We start from the raw sequence: 25,303 nt of genomic DNA on the forward strand, positions 1-25,303 counted from the left end.
GAGGTCTCCTGTGTGTCCTGGTCAAGTTATTTCGCACAGCCCGATAGGTTGTGTGATTGCCGATTGATGCTCGAAGGCATTGGGTGGCAAGTTGCCCAGTGTGGAGTGCAGACGCACGCTGTTGTAGAAGCTGACGATGTAGTCGGCGATGTCGCTCGTGGCCTCGGCATGGTTGGCGTAATCGCGCTGCCAGACGCGCTCCATCTTGAGGTTCAGGAAGAAGCGCTCCATCACCGCGTTGTCCCAGCAGTTGCCCTTGCGGCTCATGCTGCCGACCAGGCCGTGTCTGGCCAGCAGCGCCTGATGCGCCGCGCTGGCGTACTGGCTGCCGCGATCCGTGTGGACGATCAAGCCCGGCGCAGGTTGGCGCTGCACGATGGCCAGTTGCAACGCCCGGCACACCAGCCCGGCCTGCATGTCCGGGGCCATCGCCCAGCCCACCACCTTGCGCGCAAACAAGTCCAGCACCACCGCCAGATACAGCCAGCCGCTGCGCGTGCGGATGTAGGTGATGTCGGCGACCCAGGCCTGATCGGGCCGCGTCGGGTTGAACTGTCGGGCCAGCACATTGGGCGAGATCGGCAGCGCGTGTTTGCTGTCGGTCGTGTGCACGAACTTGCGCTTCCACGTCGAGCGCAGACCATGCTGGCACATCAAACGGCGCACGCGGTAGATCCCCATGACGATGCCACGCGAGGCCACCGCCGTGCGCAGCCGTCGGCTGCCGTACGCCCCGCCGCTGGCCGCAAATGCCGCCTTCAGTTGCACGCTGGCCTCGCACACCGCCGGCTGCATTCGGCTGCGCCTGCGGGCCGCGTAGTAGCCCGAGCGGCTGATGCCCAGCACCCGGCAAACCTGCTCCACCACCGCGGCCTTCTCTTGCAGTTGCCCGACGAGCTTGAAGCTCATCGCAGTTCCCGGGCAAAGAAGGCCGATGCTTTTTTTAAAACTTCTACGTCGCCCCGGAGTTGCTTGTTCTCGGCTTCGAGCTGGCGGATGCGCTGGTGCTCCGCCGTCAACGGCTTGCCGATGCCAGGCTGCCCCAGCTGTTCCGCATCGGCCTGTGCCAGCCAGCGCCGCACCGCCGTCTCGCCCAGCTTCATGTCCCGGCAGACCTCGCCAATGCCCAGGCCCTGCGACCGGATCATCTGCACGATCTGCAGCTTGAAGCTCGCGTCAAAGACTCTTCGTTTCGTGTTCGTCACGTTCGTTGTCCAGGTGATTTCCACCTATCGGTGTGTGCGAAATCATTAGACCAGGACAGTGGGCCGAAGGCCACCCCGGGAAAACTCAGATCGGGCAGAGGAACATCAGGCATGGTTGACAATTTCTTGGGGCTCTTGAGAAAGACCTTGCCTCGGGAATTCTTTCCGGGTCTCCCGAGTCCGACCCGAACCGCTGCCGCTCCGGCGTCTGCACCAGCACTGGCTGCATCCGCGACATCAGCGCCGCGTCAATCGTCCCCAGCCGATTCGCTGTCGCGACGAACAGCAGGTTGTTGACGCCGACCGAGACTTGGTCTGGCGCCAACACACCTACGTCCTTCAGAGACGATGGTGGGTGGCGAGCTGCGCATTGAGGACGCTTGGGGCCTGTTCGGATCCCAAAAGTTGCAGAACAGATATCAATCCTGGTGCCACATGGCAGGTCTGAAGGTGGCACTTTTGCGTTGTAGTAGCGTCAAGTCAATGCTTGTGTCATGATTGCAACAGAGTCTAAAATTGCCTAAGTGTCTTCAAATTAGTTGATTTGCGACGATATAACGCCGCAAACCGCCCCCGCTACTTTTCCGTTTTCGGGTCGCAATGGCCCTGCCGATGGACGCTGCAGGAGCCGTTCGGTGGAGGTCTACACGCCGTTCCTGCTGAACCGCGACGAGTCACCGGCACGAGGCTGAAGGCGCTGGCAGTCAGGCGATTGCCGAGGTCTTGCGGGTGAGCTGGACAAGATCGATCGGCTCACGCGGCAGCTTCATGTCGGAGGGCTGGAGGTGGCACTCGGCAGCGTGCCCAGTCAGTGCTGCGACGGGCACAAGCTTGACGACGACGTGGAGGTGCCTACCGGAGCTGCTTCCCGCAACCGCCATCTCGGATCGTTAAAAGAATCACGCAGTTCGTCCGCCCCGGCCCGCTCTGCACCCGGGCCACCACCCACCCTCTGGGCTAGATTGCCAAGACGCTTCCGAGCACACGACACCAGTGGCGCCGGAGGCTGATCGCACAGAGAGGGAGGGGGAACACATGACGGGTCCGAGCAACTTCGCATTCCTGGTCGAGCACTCGACGCTGCTGGCCGATCTCGGCGCCACGGCCGAGCGGCTCTACCCGTTCGACCCGTCGAGCTGCGTGCTCAAGCTGCGCCTGCTGGCCGAAGCCATCACCCGTGACATCGCCGCCCGTGTCGGCGTGGCTCTCGTGCAGCCGACCCAGGCCGAACTGCTGCGCGCCGTGGATGCCCGGCTGGGCATGGACGCCCAGGTGCGCCAGCTCTTCCACCTGCTGCGCCGCACCGGCAACGCCGCCGCACACGAGGTGCAGCACGGCATTGGCTACCGCGAAGGACTGGAAGCCCTGCGCGTGGCGCGGGAGTTGGCCGTCTGGTTCCACCGCACCTTCGGCTCGAATCCGTCGTTCCAGCCCGGCCCCTTCCGCCTGCCGGACGACCCCAGCCAGAAGCTGGCCACGCTGCAGCAGCAACTGGAGCAATTGCGCGGCGAGCTGTCCGACGCCCAGACCGCACAGACCCAGCAGGCACAGCTCACCCGGCTCCTCGAAGCCCAGGCCGAGCAGGAACGCACCATGGCGCGCCACGCCCAGGAAGAAAACGCCGTCTATCAGCAGCTCGCCGAAGAAGCCAGCCAGCGCTATGCCTCGCTGCAAGCGGAATTCGAGTCCCGCCTGAACGCCCAGGCGCAGCGCACCACCCAGCCCGTAGGCGGCGAGACCCTAGCCGGATATTCCCGCCGCGCCGCCGAAGCCGCCACCCATCTGCAGATGGATGAGGCCACCACCCGGCTCGTCATCGACCTGCAGTTGATTGAAGCGGGCTGGGACGCCGACACCACCCGACTCACCCACGCCAGCGGCGCCCGACCGGAGCGCGGCCGGTACAAGGCGATTGCGGAATGGCCCATGGGCGGCCGGCAATCGGCCGACTACCTCCTGTTCGCTGGTCTGACGCCGATCGCCGTGGTCGAGGCCAAGCGCCAGAACATCCAGGTCGCCGGCAAGATCGGGCAGGCCGAACGCTACGCCCGCAGCCACACGCCCGAGGCCCATCAGCCGACCGCCTGGCAGCAGGAAGGACGCACCGAGCCCTGGCCGGACGGTCAGGGCGCGCACTTCCACATCCCCTTCGTCTATTCGAGCAACGGCCGACCCCAGGTCAAGCAGTTGGCCGAGGTCAGCGGCACCTGGTTCCGTGATGTGCGGGCACCGTCGAACACGGCTCGCTCACTCCCGGGCTTCCACTCGCCCCAAGGGTTGCTTGATCTGCTGCAGCGCAGCCGGGAGGAGGCGGAAACGCGCTTGCAGGCCGAGCCCTACGGTTACCTGCAACTGCGCGACTACCAGGTGCGCGCCATCGGCGCCGTCGAAGCGGCGCTGGCCGACCACCGCCGCAACTGCCTGCTGGCGATGGCCACTGGCACCGGCAAGACGCGCACGATCATCGGGCTGGTCTACCGGCTGCTCAAGGCCGAGCGCTTCAAGCGCATCCTCTTCCTCGTGGACCGCACGGCGCTGGGACAGCAGGCCCAGGACGCCTTCAACGAAGCCCCGCTGGAATCGAACCAGCCGCTCAGCAAGATCTACAACATCGCCGAGCTGGGCGACATGGCCGCCGAGGCGGAAACCCGGGTCCAGGTCGCCACCGTGCAGGCGATGGTCAAGCGCCTGTTCGGCAGCGACAACCCGCCCCCGGTGGACACCTACGACTGCCTGATCGTGGACGAGGCCCACCGCGGCTACACGCTTGACCAGGAGATGACCGAGGGCGAGCTGGCCCTGCGCGACCACGCCCAGTACCTGTCGAGCTACCGGCGCGTGCTCGACTACTTCGACGCCGTGCGCATCGGCCTGACCGCCACCCCGGCGCGCCACACGACCGAGATCTTCGGCAAGCCGATCTTCACCTACTCCTACCGCGAGGCCGTGGCCGAAGACTGGCTGATCGACCACGAGCCGCCCATCCGCTACCAGACCCTGCTCAGCCAGAAGGGCATCCACTTCGACAAGGGCGAACAGGTCGAGGTGCTGCACCTGGACACTGGCGAGATCGAGGCCGCCGAACTCGACGATGAACTCGACTTCCAGATCGAGAGCTTCAACCGCAAGGTCATCAGCGAACACTTCAACCGCGTCATCTGCGAACAGCTCGCCCAGGAGATCGACCCCTTCAGCGCCGAGAAGACGCTGATCTTCTGCGCCACCGACGCCCACGCCGACATGGTCAAGCGGCTGCTCGACGAGGCGTTCCGGGCCGTCTACCAGGACGACTACAACGAGGCCGCGGTGCGCAAGATCACAGGTGCGAGCGACAAGGTCGAGCAGCGCATCCGCCGCTACAAGAACGACGCGCTGCCCAGCATCGCCATCACCGTCGATCTGCTGACCACCGGCATCGACGTGCCGGCCATCTGCCATCTGGTGTTCATGCGGCGGGTGAAGAGCCGCATCCTGTACGAGCAGATGATCGGCCGGGCCACGCGGCGCTGTGACGACATCGGCAAGACCGTGTTCCGCATCTACGACCCGGTCGATCTCTATGCGGCGCTGGACCCGGTCAACACCATGCAGCCGCTGGTCAAGGATCCGAACGTCACGCTGGCGCAACTGGTCGAGGAGCTGCGCAACCCGGCCAGTCTGGCGCTGCCCGGCAGCCAGCCCGAGCGCAGCCATGCGCATGATGTGCTCGACCAGCTCGGCCAGAAGCTCATGCGCGTGCTGCGCACCGCCCGCCACCAGGCGGAGCAGCCGACCGAGAAGGGCGCCAAGCTCAAGGCCCGGCTGGAGGCACTGGAGCAGCAATGGGGCGTACCGCCGGAGAAGCTGCACCAGCATCTGCACAGCCTGGGGCCACAGCCCGCGGCCGAATTCTTGGGCCAGCACGCAGGGCTGCTGAACCAGCTCGCCGAGGTGCGCGTGCTGATGGGCTCGGCCTACGGTCCCATCCTGTCCGACCATGCCGACGAGCTGGTCGCGCGGGAGCAGAGCTGGGGTGCCTACGCCAAGCCGGAGGACTATCTGGACAGCTTCACCCGCTTCGTGCGCGAGCAGGTCAACCAGTCGGTGGCGCTGGCGGTGGTGGTCAACCGGCCGAAGGATCTGACCCGCGAGCAACTGCGCGAGGTGCGGCTGCTGCTGGACGCCAACGGCTACAGCGAGGCGCAACTGAAGTCGGCGTGGCGCAACCGCAGTCAGGTGGAGATCGCCGCCAGCATCGTCGGCTACATCCGGCAGGCTGCCTTGGGCGAGGCGCTGCTGCCCTTCGAGCAGCGGGTCGCGCAGGCCATGCAGCGGGTCTACGGCCTGCGCACCTGGACGCCGGTGCAGCGCAAGTGGCTGGAGCGGCTGGCCAAGCAGCTCACGCACGAGGTCGTGATCGACGCGGCCTTCGTCAACCGGGCCTTTGCCGAGCAAGGCGGGCAGCGCGGGCTGGATCGCCAGCTTGGTGGCGGCTTGACGCAGGTGATGGACGCGCTGGCCGAGCATCTCTGGCCTCAGGCGGCCTGAGTTCGCGGGCTCGTCCGTCTGACGCCGGCCAGTCCGGCCCAGCGCAGGGGCTGACCGACAATCCCGAAGTGCGCATTTCCTGACCCCCTAGAACCGAATCGATTCCCATGACCCAGAACGACATCGTCCAGAAGCTGTGGAACCTCTGCGACGTGCTGCGCGACGACGGCATCAACTACAGCGACTACGTGACCGAGCTGGTGCTGCTGCTGTTCATCAAGATGGAGCAGGAGAACGCGGACAACGGCGTGCTGCAGGCGCACAAGCTGCCGGAGTTCGCACGCTGGAAGACGCTGCTGGGCCTGAGCGGGCTGAACCTGCTGAACCACTACCGCAGCACGCTGCTGCAGTTGAGCCAGAGCACCGATCCGTTGATCGCCGCGATCTACGCCGACGCGCAGACCCGGCTGAAGGAAGCGCGGCATCTGGAGCAGCTCATCAAAAGCCTGGAGGGCATCGACTGGTTCAGCGCGGCCAAGGACGGGCTGGGCGATCTGTACGAAGGGCTGCTGGAGAAGAACGCCAGCGAGACCAAGAGCGGGGCGGGCCAGTATTTCACCCCCCGGCCGCTGATCGACAGCATCGTCCACCTGATGCAGCCGCAGCCGGGCGAGACGATCCAGGATCCGGTGTTAATTCCATCAATTGATGCGACTTAACACTTAATTTTGCGACTGAACTTGGAAAGTTTGAAGTTGAAAAGTCTTTACAAATCAAACAGTTACTGAGCTAGTCAACTTTGTTGATCACCTACAGAAGACTGCACCTGCTGAATGAGCCCACTCACACTGGAGAACTTGCCGTAGACGGCCGGTGACTCATTCATCTCCTTCAGCGCCTTGAAGTGCGCCGCACCGCAGTCCATCTTGGCCGCCTCATCACGCCGATGGTCGAATCCGTCGAGCGTGCTTTTCGTTTCCACGACAAAGTACAAGCGATCACCTTCGGGCGTCGTGACCAGCACAGCCCAATCCGGGTTGTAGCTGCCCAGCGGGGTCGGAACCTTGAACCAGCCCGGCAGCTTGGCGTAGACCTTGATGTCGCTGTTGCGCTCCAGCTCCTCGGCGAAGTCCCGCTCGGTATTCGAGTCGCAGACCACGGACTGATAGACCGATTTCTCGGTGTCGCTCACCAAGTTCCGCAAGTAGCCGGTTAGCTCTTCTTTCTCGAACAAGGTCTGCGCGTAGTAGTGCGCGTCACCCAAGCGCACGTAGCGAATTCCATCGACCAGAGCAAGCCGCTTGCAGCGGTTGATCGCGTCGGCCACGGTTTCGATGAACTGCTGCGGGTTGCGCTTGAAGTCGTCCAGGCGTCCGCTGTCCACGAGCATCTTGGCGATGCTGCGGCGGGTGAGCTGGGTGCGGTTCTGCAATTCGGTCAGCAGGTCAGGCAGCTCGATGTCGCTGTCGTGGAGCACCACCAACTCCGAGCCTTTGCGCTCCACGGCTGTCACGCCAGCCTCCCCGATCTCCATACCGGCCTTGCGCCATTGCAGTCGGGTCTTGCTGACGGGTGCAGCTTGTGAAATCGCATAGGTGCAGTCGCGGACGAGCTTGTCGTTATCGAATTCGACGCGGTAGGTGGTCTTGTACTTGACCCGATCCCAAAGTGCCTTGAATTCAGGGCTGTCGAGCACAGCTCGGCGCACCGGCACCGAGCGCCTCTCATCGGCATTCCTGATCTCCAGCTTGCCAGTGACCTTGCGCAACATCTCCAGAATCTGGCTGCGCTGTGCTTCGACCTCCGGCGGTAGCGACAGCACTCCCGCCTTGATGGCTTGCCGCAGGCTGTCTTGTACCTTGCCCTTGGCATCAATCATCTTCAGCTTGCGCAGGTGCTCCGTCAGCATCTTGGACGCATCGAACCCGAGCGGTTGCTGGGTTCCTCCAGGCTGCAGCACCGATACTCCGGCGAACAGGTGGTCTGGCACGACACCGAATTGGAATCCGTCGGCCTCGATCTCCTTCTGCAGGCTGTCCGCGAACTGCTGGTAGCTCTCGTTGGCGATCACCGTCAGCGTGTTGACATCGAAGCCGCGCAGGCGCTGGCCCTCCTGGTTCACACACAGGCGCAGGCCGCGGCCAATGGTCTGGCGGCGCCAGCGTTCCGTCTCTCGGGTGCTGAAATTGCAGATCTGGAAGACGTTGGGGTTGTCCCAGCCTTCCTTCAGCGCCGAGTGGCTGAAGATGAATTTCAGCGGCGACGCGAAGCTGAGCAGCCGCTCCTTGTCGCGCATGATCAGTTGATAGGTGTCGTTGTCGGTCGCGGTATCACCTCGGGTGTCCTTGAAGACTTCCACCGACTTGCCGCCGACCTTCTTCTTGTCGATCGAGAAGTAGCCGTTGTGGACCTCGTCCGCCGCCACGCTCAGGTCCACGCCAGGAAACAACTCGCGGTAGTCCGGATGTCCGGCCAGGCGGCGGTATTCCTCTTCGAAGATCGTCGCGTAGACGCCCTTGTGCGCTTGCCCCTGGGCGTCGTACTGACGGTATTTGTCCACTGCGTCAATGAAGAACAGGCTCAACACCTTGATGCCCATCGGACGCAGGCGCTTCTCTTTGTCGAAGTGTTCCTTGATCGTGCGGCGGATCATCTCCCGCTCAATGGCCAGCGGCTCGGTGCCGCCCCAACTGTCGTCGAGTCGCAGGTATGACTGGCCGCCGGGGACATGCAGTTCCAGCAGTTCGTCCTTCTTGGCCGCTCGGATCGTGCCGATGCGCAGGTGGGTATATAGGGCGCGGCCTGTCGTCTGCTCCAGATCGTCGCCGTCCTGCACCACCACCACTTCCCGTTGCACATGCCCCGTGCGGCGCTGCACGTCGAGTTCGACCGTGGCAGTGATGACACCGCGCTTGTTGGTCACCCCCAGCAGTTTGACGTAGGGCCGGTTGAAGCCCTGCTCTACAGTGGCAGAGGCCACCTCGATCTGCTTGACCAGCTTCTGCTCGTAGGCATCCACAGCATCCAAACGGTAAACCATGTGGTACTTGTCAACGTGGGTGGCCGAGTAGCGCAAGGTACACAGTGGGTGCATGCGCGCCATAGCCCTGCGGCCACGGCCATCGATACCGCCGTCCACGCTCTGCGGTTCATCCACGATCAGGATCGGACGTGTGCCGCGCACGAGGTCGATCGGCTTCTCGCCACCGGTTTTCTCGCTGGCGCGGTATATGACGTTCTTCGATTTCTCGCGACGCAGGGCTTCGTCGGCCTCCTCCTCGGCGGCTTCCTGCTCATCGCCGAACTTGTTGATGGCACCGACTGTGATGACCATGATCTGAATGTTCGGGCTGGTCGCGAAGTTGCGCACCTGGCCGAGCCGGGCCGAGTCGTACTGGAAAAACTCATAGCCCTTGGCGCCGGGATAAAGCGACTCGAAATGCTCTCGGGTGATCTGGAGCGTCTTGTTGACGCCTTCCTTGATCGCCACTGAGGGCACGACCACCACGAACTTGGTGAAGCCATAGCGGCGGTTCAGTTCGAACACCGTGCGCAGGTAGACGTAGGTTTTTCCGGTGCCGGTTTCCATCTCGACGGTGAAATCGAGCGGCGCCTTGTCGGGCAGCGGGCCGGTCGGTTTCAGGCCGTTCTGGAGTTGGATGGCCGCAAGGTTCTCGCTGATCTCCTCGTCCTGTAGCAACCTGAGAGCGTTACCGACACCGCCAGACTCGGTGAACTGCCGGCCTTCGAACGATGCCTGCGTGCCTGAAGCGAAGGTGCTGGCCGTCACTGTGAACTCGGAGCGGCACACCTCCTGGCCGCGGAACAGGCCGCAGATGGCGTCAATGGCCGCCTGCTGGTACAGCAAGTCGGATTCGAAAAGGAGTTTCATGAAAGCGATGAGATTAATATATGCAAGACTAGGCAGATATACAGGGCATTCAGGACACGCCAAGGCAAGCCTGATAGAGCGACAGCACGCGGGACCAAGGCGCCGCCAGCGTCTTGCGGTGGTTGAGTATGGTCAGCCGTTGGCGCGCTCGGGTGACACCCACATAGAGCCGATTGATGTCAGACACGCGTGCAAGATCGTACCCATCCACACCCACCAATACGACTACATCAAACTCTAACCCCTTCGCATTAGCCACATCGGCAAAATGCCGGATATAACGACGTGCCAAATCAACCTTTTCTGATAATTTCGCATCAATCAACTGTTCTTTTAGGTTATTCTCCAGCCGCTTGAAAACCCTCGATGCTTCAGCGGCTGTCGAGAAAAGAATGGCCGCCGTTTGGTACCGTTGAGTCTGTGACAGTTCTTCGAGGATCCGTGCATCCACTTCTTCGTCCGTGGTGCAGGTCTTGAAGCGCGGCATGACTAAGGCATCGCCCTGAAGACGGCTAGCTGAAGTCAGTTTTTCGGAGGGCTGAGATCCTCCTTGCATCACTGCGCGAAAGCAAGCACTGAACAGCGCAATACCTGGTCTGTCAGACTGCCGCAGATTTTCGGTCAATTGAATATTCGGTATGGACTGACCGGGGAAACACGCAGTCAAATCAATACTGTTCCCGTGATGCAGTTTCTGAGCCAAGTCACCAGCAACGGTCACAGCACGATAAGCCGGATTAGCCTGCTCGACCATGAGAAAGACTTGCTGCTCCGTGAAATCCTGTACCTCATCGACAAAAACCGCCTGAAAGAAAACAGGCTCTTGTAACTGCGGCCACCGCCTGTTACCCGAACGAAAATCTCGTCCAACCAGATGTGCTAAGCACAACATTGTATCAATATCAGCATCGGCAAGCCTGAATTTTTCCAACTGAAGGCGAACAGAAGATACAAGCTCTGCATCAGGAAAGGCATCAGGGAATTCTTGCAAAGCTGCCAAGTAAGTGTCGGCAATATTTGCCAATGGTTGCAGAAGTCGCTGCTGAACCACGTGCATGAATATTGATTCAGGGGTCATGGTTTTCTGAGCGGAATTTTCCAATGAAATTCCATCTGCACTTTGATCGTCTTCTGCTCCCCGCAACGCCAGTTTTTGGCGCCCCCATCCACGGGCAAGAGGCAGTCGATGAAGCTCACCAGCGACTGGTACAAGGACGCGCTCAGATGACTCCGGCAGGAGTCTCAAATAGAGATGGTTGGCATCCGAAGGTACTGCGTGAAAACATTTGCCTGACGGTTCACGAACGATAACCTGGTATCGTGACATTTGAGTACGAACATTATCGGACCAAGCAACGGGTTCACCTGCTGTGGTGATTAATTCCAAGGACTTGTCGATCAGTCCGTCAGCGCCAAGAAAAACCAATCTCTGTGCTGGCCGAAAATATAGTGCCGTCTTAAGTTCAACCAACTGCTGCGCCAAGGCTTGTTCGTCGCTGGCAAACAAAATTTTGCCGTCTATTCGGGTCCAGATTACCTTCGTACCCATTACTCGCTTGCGAACGTTGTCAACCTTGGCGGTCAAACGTGATGCGAGGCGGTCTGTTGTGAATCTGTCACCTCGTGGCGGCAACAGCAGATCGCTTGCGATGTCCCTCAGTTCTCGACGCAATTCGTCGAGTGCAATTCCAGTGACTCGACGCACCTTGTCTCGCGCATCTGGTTCAAAGGGTTCGGTCAATTCTTCCGCCGACGGTAACACATCCAGCAGGCGGCGGCCAATTAGTCTGCCAATTGCTTGATCGGCGGCATGCAGCCACACCATTCTCGTGCTGACATGTTCGCCTCGGACCCCAGCAAACCCACTCCAACGCCGGCCCGCAATATCGCTATGAGTAATTCGACGATGATCACGCAAGCGTGTTTGAAGCTCCTTGTATTCGAGGATTGGCAAATGCTGAAGTTCAATACGTCGGCAAGTTTCTTCTAGATACTGAATCAACTCGCCCGTGCGTACAAAACCCACACAACTGTCTTGCGAAAATTGGCCAGCGTATTGCTTTGCCCAATAGGCTTGATCATCCCCGACGACATCACGAAACGATGCTTCGTCGAAAACTTGATTCATGTTGAAGGTAGTCAACATCTTGGTTCTTCCCAAGGCGGCGGATGTTTTTCCAGACCCGGCAATACCCTGCACAAACATCGCCCCAAATGGGGATCGGGAGATGACTTGATTCTGCTCCATAGTTTGGTGAGTAAGAAACCGCTCATTCAAGCCGAAATAGTCTTCCGGTTGATTGTCAACTTCTCCGGCACTCCATTCTGCATCGTCGATATCAAAACCTGTATCGAGTGCATCGCATTCCTCCGCTATGGAGAGTTGCGTAATTCGCACCGAAGGCAGCGGCGCTACTGGAGGGCGAGCGACGATTGCCCGTGGAGGAAAAATGGCGCCAGGGGAAATAGGCGCATCTGCTGGTGCCGGCGGTGGCGCTGCCAGTGGTGTATCCGAAGCTATTTTTTTTCGCGTGCGGGATCGCTTCGCCTGGACAAATCCTCGCAAATCTGTGACGTTGCCTTTGCCGTTATCTCCTTCAAACGACATTTGCAGGAAATTGCGTACATTGGGTTCAAATTTTTGTCCGGCATAGCGATCGAATGAACGCACCTCGGCAACGGTGTACTCTCCCCAAATCTTATTTTCACCTTCATCATTCGGACTTAAGGTAACAACGAGACGGCCGATCGGGTTATGAGGGGTACAGTACCCTGACGCTGCATTGGGGTATGTTGCTTCCGTGGTACTCAGCCGGATTTCAATGCGCCCTTTCCGTGCCGTGTCGATGACGACAGTCTTGGCATAAGCATGACGGCGTAGTTGGTTGTAAAGAGGTGCGGTGGACGGTGGAAGACTGACTCCAGTTGCGTCGGCCATTCCTCCACGCACATCAAGGTGCCGTTCCTCATGAATCATTCGATCCGCATAATCAATGACGCCTTCAAGAATAGTCAATTCGGCTTGGCTGTATGCTCGGTCTCTGGCGTCACTCATGTTCTCGCGCTCCCTGTGTTATCTGTGATGCAGCAGCTTTTGTTCCGACTGAACACGAACCGCTTATCGCTGACATGTTATTAAAGGCTTCGAACCTTGGCAATTCTGTGCTGCTCCAGAATCGCCGCCAGATTGGCCTTGGCCACGTCGTTCTGGAACGCGCTGTCGCGGAACACACAGGTCACGTCTCCGGCGGGGGCTTGCTGGTCACGCCATGCGACGAGGCCGAGGGCGAGCGGTTCCGCGTCGCCGGTGGTGATCTCGCGCTCCAGGCACGCCATCAGGACGCCGCCGCCGATGCTGAACACCATCTTGTTGGCGATGAGCTTCTGCTCGATCGGCACGCAAAGGTCGAGGCCGAGTTTCAGCAGCACTTCGTAGAGCACATCCTCGTCGGTGCGCTCGGCGTCCACGTGGTCGAGGTGGTCGAACAGCGAGGTGGGCAGATCAGCGCGGTCGGGTGCCCAGGCGCGGATGTTGGAGGTATCCAGCCGGAACGTGCGGAAGCCGACATCACCGGTGTACATCGGGTCCTTGCCCTTGTGACGCTGTCCGGCACCGCGAATACGCGCCCGCGTGACATCGGCAATCGTGGTCCAGCCTGCTGCTTCGGCGCCAGCCAGTGGTTCAGGCAATTGCACCAGAATGCACCGACGCTTGCCGCCATCCTCTGCGTTCTGGGCGAACATGGCATCCATCGTCGTGCCCGTGCCTGCAAAAAAATCGACCACAAGATCAGCTTCGTCGGTTGAGGTTGCGATCTGCATAATCCGACGCATCAACCGTGTCGGCTTGGGCGTATCGAAGACGACATCTGAGTTCGGAAAATTCACGGCAGCGAGAAGCTCCTTTTTACCTTCCTGGGTATGTCCAACATCTTCATAAGACCAGAAAGTCTGTGGAACCTTACCCCCTTGAACCTCATGAAGGAACCTCTTTAATCGCGGCATATTCTCACCATCTGCACCCCACCAGATACGACCATCCCGATCCAATTCTTGAAATTTCTCAATAGAGATTGCCCAATACCTGCCTGCTGGCGGGCCAGCTATTATTCTCCCAGATGGACAAGTGATCGCGTAAGTTCCTGCACCATAGTAATTTCTAGCCGTAAGATTGTCAGAAGCCCATACACCGCGCGGATCATTATCAGGATTCGTGTACCTCGCTTCCATTTCCTCAGTACGCGGAAGAAATCTAGGAACCCAAGTTTCGGCACTCTTTGCGTACACGACGATATAGTCGTGATCTTCAGAAAAGTGCCTTGCCGAGTTTTTCGGCGAAAATACCTTCTGCCAAATTACAGCCGCGATGAAGTTCTCTTCGCCGAAGACCTCATTCATCGCTGCACGCAGGTTGTGAATCTCGTGATCGGCAATGCTGACGAAGATGACGCCGTCGTCTTTCAGCAGGCTGTGCGCCAGCTTCAGCCGCGGATAGATCATGTTCAGCCAGTCGGTGTGAAACCGCCCGCTGGAATCAGTGTTGCTGCTGACCTTGCGCCCGCCTTCGACCTGCCCCGTCAGTTCCAGATAGTTCTGGATGCTGTCCTTGTAGTTGTCCGGGTACACAAAATCCTTGCCCGTGTTGTAGGGCGGATCGATGTAGATCAGCTTGACCTTGCCGGCGTAGCTCTTCTGCAGCAGCTTGAGCACCTCCAGGTTGTCGCCCTCGATCATCAGATTCTGCGTCGTGTCCCAGTCCACGCTCTCGTCTGGACACGGCCGCAAGGTCCCCGTGCTCGGCGTCAGTGCCAGTTGCCGCGCCGCCCGCTTGCCATGCCAGTTCAGCCCGTACTTCTCGTCGGCATCCGTCACCGACGCATCGCCCACCAGCCCCTTGAGCACATCGACATTGACCGCCACCCCCTGCGGTCCCTCCGTCACCAGTTCAGGAAACAGCGCCTTCAGCTTGGCAAGGTTGTCGGCGAGCAGGTCGGCGCTCTGGCTTTCGGGGGAGCCGGGTTCGATTTTTTCAAGGGACATGAGAGGTCTCTAAACTGCTGAAGTTCTTGGAGTGCGGGAAGGTGATCCGCCAGGAAGTGGTTGCCAAATACGCTGGAATCGGTCAGGCCAGTTGCAGCGTCGGCGGTAAGTCATCAGCAAATTCGGTCTGCAACAGGCTCACCCGATGCACCAGCGACTGGCTGCCCGTCAACACCGCCAGCATCATCGCCGCCATTAGCATCAGCCCGTTGCTGTTGCGAAGCGCACCAATGACCAGCGGCACCGGATAGCCCTGCGCTTGGCGCTGCAACGCATGGATACCACCATGAACAAACGAGTTCAGCGCCTTCGCATTGTGGGTCTTGAAAGCCAACAGCGCCGCCAGCGGTTGCACGGCACCCGGCTTGTCAGCCAGTTGCTTGAGCATATCCGCCAACATCGGCAACTTGCCAGCCGCCGCTTCGGACTCCGCATTCAATGGCGCGGCCAGCTTGGCCACAGCACCATCACTGGCCGCATACAGCAGCCAAACTGAACGGGCCAGCACTTCATGCTGCAGGCGCAGCAGGCTGAAAGCTGCTGTAGGTAGACCATCCGCCAGCAATACCCGCGTCGCGCGCCCATGCTCCAGCGCCACGAGCACGGCCGAGACGCTGGCACTGATGCGGTCCGAATCATCGAATGGCCGGTAGCGGTCAGCACCGACCGCCGCCATCAGGGCCACATCCAGTGCATTCGCTCGATCCAGTGCCTGCACCAGCGACAAGGCATCACTGTCACCGACAGGCGCTGGGCCCGCTTTAGCCTGGGACGCTCGGGTCATGCCAGTAACTGCTTGAACTTGGCGGAAATCAGGGCCTTGCGCGCTTCGATGAAATCTTCATATCGATCCATTTTCCATAGCGCAGGATCACTCGGTATCAGGTGAAGATCCAGATACTCAGGAGACTTTCCTTCGAACCACTCGTCCGGCGATGCATCACCTTTTCCGCTGGGGCCATTCTCAGCGCGGGTCAGCAACATGCAGTTAGCCAACTGATTGCGTACATCATCGCGGTAACGTCGGCCTGGCCTCCCTGTTTCAGGATTAACAACTTTCACCGCTTTCAACCTGCCCTGAGGAAAGACATGGTCCACTTGGGGCAAATTGTTATCGTATGCCGGCACATGACTAAATACTGGATACCAAAGATTTAATATGAGATGAATCGTCTTGGAGCCATAGCCCATATCAAAGAATCGATCACGGGTTATTTCAAGACTGCGTCCCTGTGATCGAATGACGTTGAATCCTTCTTCCGCATCGAATCGACCCAGTTCCTTGAATCGTTTGACCAATGCATCTAGCAGACGGTCGGACTGGCCGCCAAAAGCCCCAGCCAAGAGCGATCTCACCAAAAATAGCTCTACTCCAGCGGCCTTCTTCCAAGACTTTGGAAAATGATGCCGAACGTAGATCAGTGGAATCAAGGCCAAATAGGAAGGGAGCGCCTTATCGCACTGGATGTAGGTCTTGCCGCGGATGAAATCAACCACCGATCGAATAGAGTCAGACAACTTGTCCCATTGCTCTTCGATCGATTCCCTAACTCCAGGCTTTCGGAATTTGGTGACTTCATACTGCGCCCCCTGATCAAGCAAGACCAGACAGGTCTTCAGCACGAAGTCACGATCAAATGCAAAGCCATGCCGATTGAGATCTTCGAGCAGTTTCTCCATCAGGTCGTCCGCAACCTCCCAAGTGGCATTCAGTAAAGAGAATAAAAGATCTGATTTCTCCAGTTTTGTACCTCCGGAGTTGGCTCGGATGAATATCTCAACCACATCATCTTCAGTATAGAGATCTGGCCTGTCGATGCTGTCGAGTTCTTGGTATGTAATCGACTCATCCATCTTGAAAGACTTGTCGATCGAATCAAGATTTCTATCAATCTGATCTTTTTCATCGTCAGTCAACTGTCGGCCAGATTCTGATGCAATCTGATTCAACAGATCTTTCTTCCGCTTCTGCGTAACGACAAGATCCTTGAATTTTACCCAGGGAAACTCGGACTTTCCCGCCACCTTGAAATCAAATTTGTATTTAATATCATCAGGTAAAGATGAAGTCCCACTCAGTACGTCAAAATACAACTCTTTACCAGAAAAACTTCCACGCAACCCGATATACAGACTTTGCAGGCGTTGCTGACCATCCAGAACTAAGCATTTCTTTCTGGCATCCTCAGGAACGAAAAAAGTGCTGAGCTTCAGCGAGTCTGACCAATTGTCGATAAATTTTCGCCGACGAATTGCACTGGTAGTCTTCCAAACGAGCAATGTGCTGATTGGATACTCTCTGAGAATTGAGTCAAACAGCCTGCAAATTTGCCCCTCACCCCAGACAAACGGGCGCTGAATATTTGGCAACCAAAATCCGCCTTCTTCATCGGGGTTGTTGATATAGCCAACAATTTTTCGAATTGTTAGATTTTTATTTGCCATAACCGTTCTCCATTTTTATATAATTTTCTGTTGATTGAATATCAGTGACCAGTTTTCTGATTTCTTGGTTAATCGCGACCTGTTTCGCCAACTGACGCTCTTTGCTGGCCTGAGAGCGCAATTGCGCCAGTTTGGCCGTGAGCTGTCGGTATTGCTGCAACGCGGCGTGGCGAGCGACTGCTTGCTCTCGCGTCTCACTGAGTTGGAAGACACCGGTTTCCTGCGCCATGTCGAGTGCATCGACGGTGTCGATCCAGCCTTGGTAGAGCGCCTGCAGATCGGTCTGCGGCTGTCGGTGCAACGCCATCGCATCGAGAAATCGGGAAGGTCCATCTGTACCTGAGACGCTGACCATGACCACCCGCACCGGGCCATCCAGCACCATCTTGTCGGCATCGTTCTGCGCACCACGCAGATGCCCCAACGAAAGACTCAGCCGTCCATCCGCCGCCGTGATCAGCAGCAGCACCGGATACGGGATCGCACGGTGTACCAGACCAGCCAGCCGGGCAATCCCGCTGGCTTCTGCGCGCAATTGCAAGGTGAGCACCGCCAGTTCGACGTACTGACGGTCCGCGTCGTGGTAGCTCGGCACCCCGATCAGGTGGGGTTTGAGCGCAGCCACCCAGACCACTTCCTCGATGTCGGACAGGATCTGCTGCCGATCCTGCGTCGTCGTCGCGCCGTGTTCAGCGAGCAGCTTCTTGGGTACCCGCTGGCGCACCAGACAAGTCTCGGGCAACGCCAGTGCGCCGATCAGTTCCTGCGCTGTGGTCATGCAGGCAACACCACCAGATAGGACACCACCTCGAAATCCTGGCTGCCGGCGAATTCGCCCTTGAGGGCATGGGTGCCGCCCGGCGAGAACAGGCTGGCGACAGACCGCTCCTCGCTCTTGCCAACGATAGACGCGACCGCTGCTGCCAGCAGTTGCTGGGCGTGGCGCATGTCATCGCCTTGCCGTGTAGCCTTGGCATGGCGAGCAACCGCCCCGGCATCCGGCAGATCGCGCCCCATGCTCAACCGCTTGAGTCGGTCCAACAGGTGCTTGGCCTGGGTGTACGGCAGCGACACCGCGCCGTTGTCCGACACATGCACGAGGTAGATCGGGGCGAGCGGATAGGACGGATCGATTGCCTTCTCTGCAGTAGCACCCTCGGCACGCAGACAGAACAGCACCCCGGGAGGGATGTCGGCATCGTGCGTCGTGGTCACGGCACAGGCGCCCAGCGGCATCGTCTCCAGCTTGTCGGGGTTCGCCTTCAGGTAGCGGGCCAGATCGATACGGAAATCCGTGAGCGTCAGATCCGTGATGGACACACCGCTGGAGAGGTCTTCGAGGTCGATCACGGCATCCTGCAGCTTCAACAATTGCTTGCGGCGGTACTCCAGATCGTTCATCGGGTCGCCGGATTGCTGCTCGATGAGGTTCTCTTCCCCTGTGGCCGAGATGTCCAGCAGCACCATGCGCCCGCTGACCCGCTGCTCCAGGTTGATGTATTCCTCCAGCTCCATGTTGGGCCAGAAGTTGACCAACTGGACCGTGTGGTTGGGCGAGCCGATGCGATCAATGCGGCCGAAGCGCTGGATGATGCGCACCGGGTTCCAGTGGATGTCGTAGTTGACCAGCCAGTCGCAGTCCTGCAGGTTCTGGCCTTCGCTGATGCAGTCGGTGGCGATCAGCAGATCCAGTTCCCCCTCGCTGGCCAGGCTGGCCGGACGCTCCTTCGATCGCGGCGAAAACGCCGTCAGGATCGTGGACAGGTCATTGCGCAAGGCTGGCAGCGTCGAGCGGTTGCGGCCCGATCCCGTGACCAGCGCGGTGTGGATCTGAAGTTGATCCTGCGCCCACCCAGCCAGGTGTTCAAAGAGATAGCCCGCCGTGTCGGCGAACGCGGTGAAGACGATGACCTTGCGGTTGCCCGCGTTGACGGGGTTGCGCACCTTGGCTGCGATCAGCTCTCGCAGACGCCCCAACTTGTCATCCCGGGCGGCACTGACCTGCTCGGCGGCGGCGTGGAGCGTGGCCAGCCGGTTGCGGTCCTCGGTCAGGTCCTGTCGCCAGCGCACCAGGTCCATGTCGTGCAGCAAGACCTTGACCTTGCGCCCGACCAGCAGCGACTCGAACGCGGGGTCATCCACGTCCACGTCGGCAATGTCGATCTCTTCGAAAGCGTCTTCCTCGCCCTCACCGCTCCCCTCCTGACGGGCCTGAAGATGGGCTTCGATGCGAGCCAGCGTGCGCTCGACATCGTCCAGTTGCCGCCCCACGGTCAGCCCGAATGACGACACAGCGCTCTCCATGCGCTTGAGTACGTTCACGCGCATCAGGTGGATCAAGCTTTCCTCGCGATCCACCTGCCGGAAGATGCTCTCACCACCGCGGATGGCGGTGCTGTACTTCTTGTCATAGGCGGCCAGCCGCTCCGGCAGCACGTAGCGCAGCGGTGCGTAGCTGGCCAGCGTCAGGCGACGAATCTCCAGGTTGATGCGCTTGATCGACTGGAACTCCCCCGCGCGATCGACATCCGCCTTGATGTTGATCGGCGGCAGGCGGCTCGGGAAGCGACCGGTCTCCGTCGTGCCGTAATACTTCTCGATGTGCCGGCGAGACCGCGCAATCGTCAGGTGGTCCAGCAACGCGAAGTAGTCGAACCCGAGCATCTCGATCAGACCCTGCGGGGTCTTGTCGGCTTCCGGCAGTTCCAGCCAGCGGTTGAAGGCTTTCTGCGCCCGTCGTGTGGTGCTGTCGATGCTGGCGATGCCGTGGTCGTACAGCGCGGTATCGTCGCCCTCGGTGACGAAAGCAATCTGGTTCTTCAGGTCAGCCAGCCGGTTGTTGACGGGTGTCGCTGACAGCATCAGCACGCGCGTCTTCACCCCTTCCCGGATGATCTTGCGCATCAGACGGTCATAGCGCGTCTCGGCCCCTTGCCGCGGAGCTTTCTTGTTCCGGAAGTTGTGCGACTCGTCGATCACCACCAGGTCGTAGTTGCCCCAGTTCACATGGGCCAGATCGATGTCGCCCGAATACCCGGCATCGCGCGACAGGTCGGTGTGGTTGAGCACATCGTAGTTGAGCCGGTCCGGCGCCAGCGCATTGCGCGCATCGTTGCTCTTGTAGATGGTCCAGTTGTCACGGAGCCGTTTCGGGCAGAGCACAAGTACACGGTCGTTGCGCAGCTCGTGGTACTTAATGACGGCCAGTGCCTCGAACGTCTTTCCCAGCCCCACGCTGTCGGCAATGATGCAGCCGCCGAACCGTTCCAGCTTGTCGATGGCACCGACGACACCATCCCGCTGGAACTTGTAGAGCTTCTTCCAGACGACCGTATTCCGGATGCCCGTAGCCGCCTTGACGATGCGGTCCTCGTCCATGTCCTGGCGGTCGGCGCGGAACAGATTGAAAAGCATCGAGGCATAGATGCTCATCGGATCGCGAGGCTGCGCGATCTGTTCCAGACAGGACAGCAGCCCGTCCTTGGCCTGGGGTTGTACTTGGAGACTGTCCCACTGCATGTCGAACCACTGGGCCAGCAGTTCGCTCTCCTGCGAGGTCTCCGAAGCCTGGATGAAGCTGAGGGGGTTGCCGGGCGTCAGGCCAAGGCCATCGGTGGTGAAGGCCAGTGCGCCGTGAACCACCTGCACGGGTGCGCCCGATCCGTCGCGGACCACCAGCGTTCCCTGCGGGACCGCGCCCCGTGCGCAACGCACTTCAGCCCGATGGCGTAGCCAGTCGGCAAACTGCTTGGCAAGTCGTGGTGCCTGGAGTCGGTTCCGTCCTGCCCGGTCGGCCTCGTTGCCCAGCAGTTGCATCTCCTGGGCGTCACCCGGAATGATGACGCGCGCAGAGGCAAGCTCGGTAGCGGAGACACGCAATGCCTCGAAAGCGAACAGCGACGTGGTAGCGCTCAGCAGGTCAAGCCGGTGGCCGGCTTTCAGATGTGGTTGCAGGCAGTCGATGACACGATCAGTGCCTGCATTTGGTATCAGTTTCATGCATCCCCGTCCCTGTGATAACTCTAGGTGCTCGGGGCGAAAAGGGCCGAAGCTCACAGGGTGACATGAACTGGAAATGTGCGATCTTTGTATTTCTGGGTGGTTGTATATGACTGCCCAGCATGGGTCTGGTGCCTCGTAGCACTCCGAGCGAAGCGTATTCGAGCTGCCAGCGTCAATCTGTCTGCATTTGGTTCCCTTCTATGTGTTCAATGCGGTTGCCCCCTTGCGGTCACTGCGCGCACGATCTCCCGCCTTACCAGCCGCACGAGTTCCCGCACCGACCCCGCCGCCTGCGCAATGCCCGACACATCCAGTTCCGGCATCACCTCGAACGGCAGCCCCCAGTCGCTGGCCACATCCCGCACCACCTGCTCGATGATCGCCGGGTAATGCCGCCGCTCCGGCGTCGGCACCAACACCGGCTGCAACCGCGACATCAGCGCCGCGTCAATTGTCCCCAGCCGATTCGCCGTCGCGACGAACAGCAACTTGCTGAGGTCGCAGGGAACCTGCAGGTAGGCGTCGATCCAGTTCCGACTGGATTCCGGCTCCAGCAGCCCGAGTAGCGCCGCCTGGATCGGTACCGCGTTCATCGTGCGATGACTGCACTTGTCCACCTCGTCGAGCAGCACCAGGATCTGCGCCATCCGCCGATCCCGCAGCGCCCGCACGATCGGTGACGGCTCGCCACTGGCCCAGCCGCGGTTTGTCCCCGTCAGCAACTTGCTGTCGCTGCTTCCCCCGACACCCAGCGGCAGGAACGACAGCCCCATCACCTCGGCCAGCCGCCGCGCCAGCCGGGTCTTGCCCGTACCAGGCGGGCCGACGAGCAGGATCGGTGCCCATGCGAAGCTCACCGCCGCCAGCCGGCGGCGGGCCAGCATCTCGCCCGCCACGATCTCGATCGCCCGGGTTGCCCAGGGGAATTCCGTGTGCAACTGCGCGATGCGTGCCTCCAGTTCGACCGCCTCCGGAAGCAGTGCAAGTGGCAACGGCACCCGCAGCCCTTCATACGACGCCAGGATCAAGCGGTCGTCCTTGTCGCGCATCTCCGCAATTGGCTCGCGGATGACCACCCACGTGGTGTGTTCGACCAATGTGCTCAGCGACTGCTGAGGGAATCGCTCGGCCAGCAGTTCCTGGTGCGCCGCCACCGCCTTCACCGAGGCGGCCACGGCCGCGTCACGCGCGGCAGTGATCGCCGCTTCTGTTGACGTTGGTCTCGGCACCATCGGACTGGAGCCCGCTGATTTCGACGCCGGTCGCGATTGCACCGCGTCCATGATGTCGGTGTGACCGGCCACTTGGAACGTTGCCTGCTGACGCACTTGCACGCTGTCCCGCAGCAACGCCCGCAGAGCGGCACCAGGCTCCATGGCTGAAGTCTCGTCCGACTCTTCGTCCCAGTACAGCGCTGCGGGCCCACCGGGTCGTGTCGGCAAGTCCGGCAGCCGCTGCTCGACCGCGGCCCACATTCCGAATGCCCGCGCACACGCATTCAGCGTCGGCTGTGCCGGCTGGTCCAGCGAGGTGTCCAGGTTCAACTGCACGTAGAGCCGCAACAGCCGGATCAGCGCCGCCGCCTCTTCGGTGTCGTGCAACTGCTCGTCGAGCGGTTCGCGCCAGCACAGCCTCATGATCGGGGCCAGATCCTTTCTGAGCTGGTCCGCACCCGGGATGGTCAGCAAGTCGGTCAGTCCGTCGGGGCTGTCACTGTCCCAACCTTCTGTTCGCAAATCGCGCCACTTGACGCCAATCCGGCGAACAGCCGGCTTGAGCTGTAACTCCCGGTGGCGAGGCCCATGCAGCGCAGGCTCGACCGCCGTCAGCAACTCCTCGGTCAAGCACTCCAGAGCCCGAGCCTCGGGCATCACGGCCGACAATCGGTCGATGCAGACGTCCAGGGCATCCAGCCGGGCGATGCGGGAGCGTTGCTCATCAAGCGCCAGGCGCAAAGGCTTGGCCGCGGCCAGCGCCACTCCCGTCAGACCCTCGGCGCTGGCGAGCATGACCAGCACCGGTGATTTCAGATGTGCGCGCTGGACGGCAGGCGGTTTGTCAGCGATCAAGGGATCCCCTTCGGTGGCACGGCCACCCACTACCGCGCCCGGTCCTTCGGAACGCGCTTCGTGACGTTCCGCCGTGGGGTGGCCAAACGGTTCATGGCCCACGCCACTGGATCCTCCCCCCGATCGCCCCGTCATCCGATCGAGTGCCACCCGTGCCACCACCATCCCGAGTAGATGGTCCAGCACCTCGGGTCGAGAAAGCTGCGGCGCCAGGGCCACCAGCCGGCGCGGCTCGCTGGTCAGCAGGTCAACGGATGCCTCCACCCAGACCGCATCACCAGCCAGTCCCCACAGACACCGCTTGACCCGTTGCACCTGCTCAGGCGTCATGGCTGTCGCGCCCGCCGGCCGACGCCAGGCCAAGGCGCCTGAAGCCACCGTCCAGGCCCCGAACAGCACTCCCTGCAAACCGACATCGGGCTGTCGAGCCATCGCTGCCAGCAGCCGGTTTGCATCACCGTCTCGGACTGCGGTGCGCACGCGCCGCATCGCCGCGGCCATGGCGTCGTCAGATTTCCGCCGACTCGGTGAGCCTCCAGGCACTGGGGTGTTGTGCGCCCTGGATGGGCGGTGGGTGTTGTTCGTGTTCATGGCTGTCATGTCGCGCCGGGGCGGTCTTGGTGTGGTGTGCGATAGGGGGAGTGGTCGGTTGGACGGTCGCAGTCATGCAACCAGGACGCCTGCGGGCATGACCTGCAGAGCAGCCACTGGCTGCAGCGCAGTGGCATCGGGCAGCGCGGACCAGCGCTTGGTGAGGTCCGTCGGTCGGATCCGCTTCCCTTGGAAGAGGACATGAACCGCAAGGGCGAGACAGGGGGTGGTGGGTGAGTCACCGAGGCCGAAAGGATCGGTGGGGTCTTGTCACGCAGCGGGGGTGCTGCGTTGCACAGGGGTGGATGCCGGCGCCAGCGTCGATCGCGAGATCGCGGACTGGCGGAATGGGCACCACAAGCAGGAAGAGAATCATTCGAGGCGCCGGAGCGCTCCACCCGGACAGCATGACGATCACGCGGTCGAACGGTCCGGTGGGTGTTCAGTGCAGACTCAGGAGGGCGAGCCGGTCACGGCGCAGAGACCATGGAGGCGGGGTTGTCGGGCGGCGCGACGTACAAGCGGCTCAACTGGGTGCTGTGCCTAGCGCCGGCACCCTGTCGCTCGACCCAGAACGCGCGGCCATCGCGCAAGCGAACGACCTGCCGGTCGCTGGTCTGATCCGCCAGGATTTCTTCGACCTCGCCGAACAGGAAGATGCGTTCGGTGTCGCCATCACGAGGCGCGGGCAGGCAGGCCATGAGGCTGGCCGGACCCTGGTCCGGCCGCTGGGTCAACTTGACCGCCGTCTCGGCACAGACGGTGATCCACATCTGGCGCACGGGGCGGTCTCGTGCCGACGGATCACCGTGGAACTCGACGAGGAACCAGTAGTCGCTGGCGATTTCGGCGCTCGTCCAGTAGCGGCAGTCGCTCCGAGCTTGGGGGTCTGCCGGCATCCATTCGTCGTCCGGGTAGGTCTGCAAGGCGCCGATGCGTTCAGTCATGGTGGTCAGGTCGCGCACGGGTGGGCAGACATTGCAAGAGGGTTGGCGGGCCCGCGGAACTGAGTCCGCAAGGCACCAACTTTGCGTTATTTATAACGTCTGCATTTTGTGCGAAGCTGGCCGAAACACCAACTTGGATGCACGAAGATGACGAGGGTGTCAGGCCATAGATTCGGATTCCGAATACGGTGCCAACTGGTCTAGGGTGATCCAAGAAAGGTCGCCATGCTCAAGTCGATCCACACCCGGCACAACGACGTGTTCCTGGCCATGCTGCGCAGCAGCCGGGAAGCGCAGCGCCTGCGCCAATCGGATCTGGCCATCCGCCTGGGCCGGGATCAGGCCACCATCAGCAAGGTCGAGCGCGGCGAGCGCCGACTCGATGTCATCGAACTGCTGGCCTGGCTGCGCGCGCTGGATGTCGATTTCTCGGCCTTCATGAGCGAGCTGAACAATCGGCTGGAGGGGCTGCCGATTCCGGACGCCATGTTCCGGGCTCGGCGTGTGGCGCGGAGTCGTCGGAGAGATCCGTCGTAGGTTGGGCAACCGGGCTGCGCGAGTGGGGTGATGGGCAGGGCGGTGAGCCGCCAGCAGTCACGAATCCGATGCAGGCTGCGTTTTTTATAACGTGGTCCAGATAGAACG

General features: G+C 60.7%; 13 protein-coding genes. 3 read left to right on the forward strand and 10 right to left on the reverse strand.

Annotated elements, in window-relative coordinates:
* Window positions 1-21 precede the first annotated feature (21 nt).
* Window positions 22-1,223, reverse strand: a protein-coding gene (locus BDD16_RS16505) for an IS3 family transposase (protein WP_375139092.1) whose coding sequence is annotated in 2 segments (ribosomal slippage) — window positions 22-935 and window positions 935-1,223 — 1,203 coding nt in all. Because the reading frame shifts where the segments join, the coding sequence is not laid out codon by codon here.
* 1,017 nt (window positions 1,224-2,240) lie between these two features.
* On the opposite strand from BDD16_RS16505, the gene hsdR reads away from it, so the two are divergent.
* Window positions 2,241-5,732 carry a type I restriction-modification system endonuclease gene (hsdR, locus tag BDD16_RS16510; protein ID WP_179634958.1) on the forward strand — a complete coding sequence of 1,164 codons (3,492 nt, stop codon included), beginning with the start codon at window positions 2,241-2,243 and terminating at the stop codon, window positions 5,730-5,732.
* A gap of 107 nt (window positions 5,733-5,839) precedes the next feature.
* A complete protein-coding gene (locus BDD16_RS16515) occupies window positions 5,840-6,391 on the forward strand; it encodes an N-6 DNA methylase (protein WP_246332579.1) in 552 nt (183 codons plus the stop codon).
* A gap of 74 nt (window positions 6,392-6,465) precedes the next feature.
* Here the strand turns inward: BDD16_RS16515 and BDD16_RS16520 are convergent, their stop codons facing one another.
* From BDD16_RS16520 to BDD16_RS16560, 9 genes are all read right to left on the reverse strand, one after another.
* Window positions 6,466-9,564, reverse strand: a complete 3,099-nt coding sequence (locus tag BDD16_RS16520; RefSeq protein ID WP_179634959.1) for a type III restriction-modification system endonuclease — start codon at window positions 9,562-9,564, stop codon at window positions 6,466-6,468.
* A gap of 49 nt (window positions 9,565-9,613) precedes the next feature.
* Window positions 9,614-12,619 (reverse strand): ATP-binding domain-containing protein, encoded by a 3,006-nt coding sequence (locus BDD16_RS16525; protein WP_179634960.1) that lies wholly within the window; start codon window positions 12,617-12,619, stop codon window positions 9,614-9,616.
* An 80-nt stretch (window positions 12,620-12,699) separates the two neighbouring features.
* The gene (locus tag BDD16_RS16530) at window positions 12,700-14,604 is read right to left on the reverse strand and encodes a site-specific DNA-methyltransferase (protein WP_179634961.1); all 1,905 of its coding nucleotides are present in this window, start codon (window positions 14,602-14,604) and stop codon (window positions 12,700-12,702) included.
* Window positions 14,605-14,686: 82 nt separating this feature from the next.
* Window positions 14,687-15,388, reverse strand: a complete 702-nt coding sequence (locus BDD16_RS16535) for a DUF6988 family protein (protein WP_179634962.1) — start codon at window positions 15,386-15,388, stop codon at window positions 14,687-14,689.
* Window positions 15,385-17,049: a GmrSD restriction endonuclease domain-containing protein gene (locus BDD16_RS16540; protein ID WP_179634963.1), complete on the reverse strand. Its 1,665-nt coding sequence runs from the start codon at window positions 17,047-17,049 to the stop codon at window positions 15,385-15,387. Before BDD16_RS16540 ends, BDD16_RS16535 begins: the two co-directional genes overlap by 4 nt.
* Window positions 17,039-17,827, reverse strand: a complete 789-nt coding sequence (locus tag BDD16_RS16545; protein WP_179634964.1) for a DUF4391 domain-containing protein — start codon at window positions 17,825-17,827, stop codon at window positions 17,039-17,041. The genes BDD16_RS16540 and BDD16_RS16545 overlap by 11 nt, the downstream gene beginning before the upstream one ends.
* Window positions 17,824-21,048 (reverse strand): helicase-related protein, encoded by a 3,225-nt coding sequence (locus tag BDD16_RS16550; protein WP_179636197.1) that lies wholly within the window; start codon window positions 21,046-21,048, stop codon window positions 17,824-17,826. The genes BDD16_RS16545 and BDD16_RS16550 overlap by 4 nt, the downstream gene beginning before the upstream one ends.
* A gap of 209 nt (window positions 21,049-21,257) precedes the next feature.
* Complete coding sequence (locus tag BDD16_RS16555) at window positions 21,258-23,621, reverse strand: AAA family ATPase (protein ID WP_179634965.1); 2,364 nt, start codon at window positions 23,619-23,621, stop codon at window positions 21,258-21,260.
* 560 nt (window positions 23,622-24,181) lie between these two features.
* Window positions 24,182-24,658 carry a hypothetical protein gene (locus BDD16_RS16560; RefSeq protein ID WP_179634966.1) on the reverse strand — a complete coding sequence of 159 codons (477 nt, stop codon included), beginning with the start codon at window positions 24,656-24,658 and terminating at the stop codon, window positions 24,182-24,184.
* A gap of 225 nt (window positions 24,659-24,883) precedes the next feature.
* On the opposite strand from BDD16_RS16560, the gene BDD16_RS16565 reads away from it, so the two are divergent.
* On the forward strand, window positions 24,884-25,195 hold the full coding sequence (locus BDD16_RS16565; RefSeq protein ID WP_179634967.1) for a helix-turn-helix domain-containing protein: 312 nt from the start codon (window positions 24,884-24,886) through the stop codon (window positions 25,193-25,195).
* Window positions 25,196-25,303: the final 108 nt, after the last annotated feature.

Origin of the sequence: Sphaerotilus montanus, from assembly GCF_013410775.1 — a bacterium.
GTDB lineage: Bacteria > Pseudomonadota > Gammaproteobacteria > Burkholderiales > Burkholderiaceae_C > Sphaerotilus > Sphaerotilus montanus.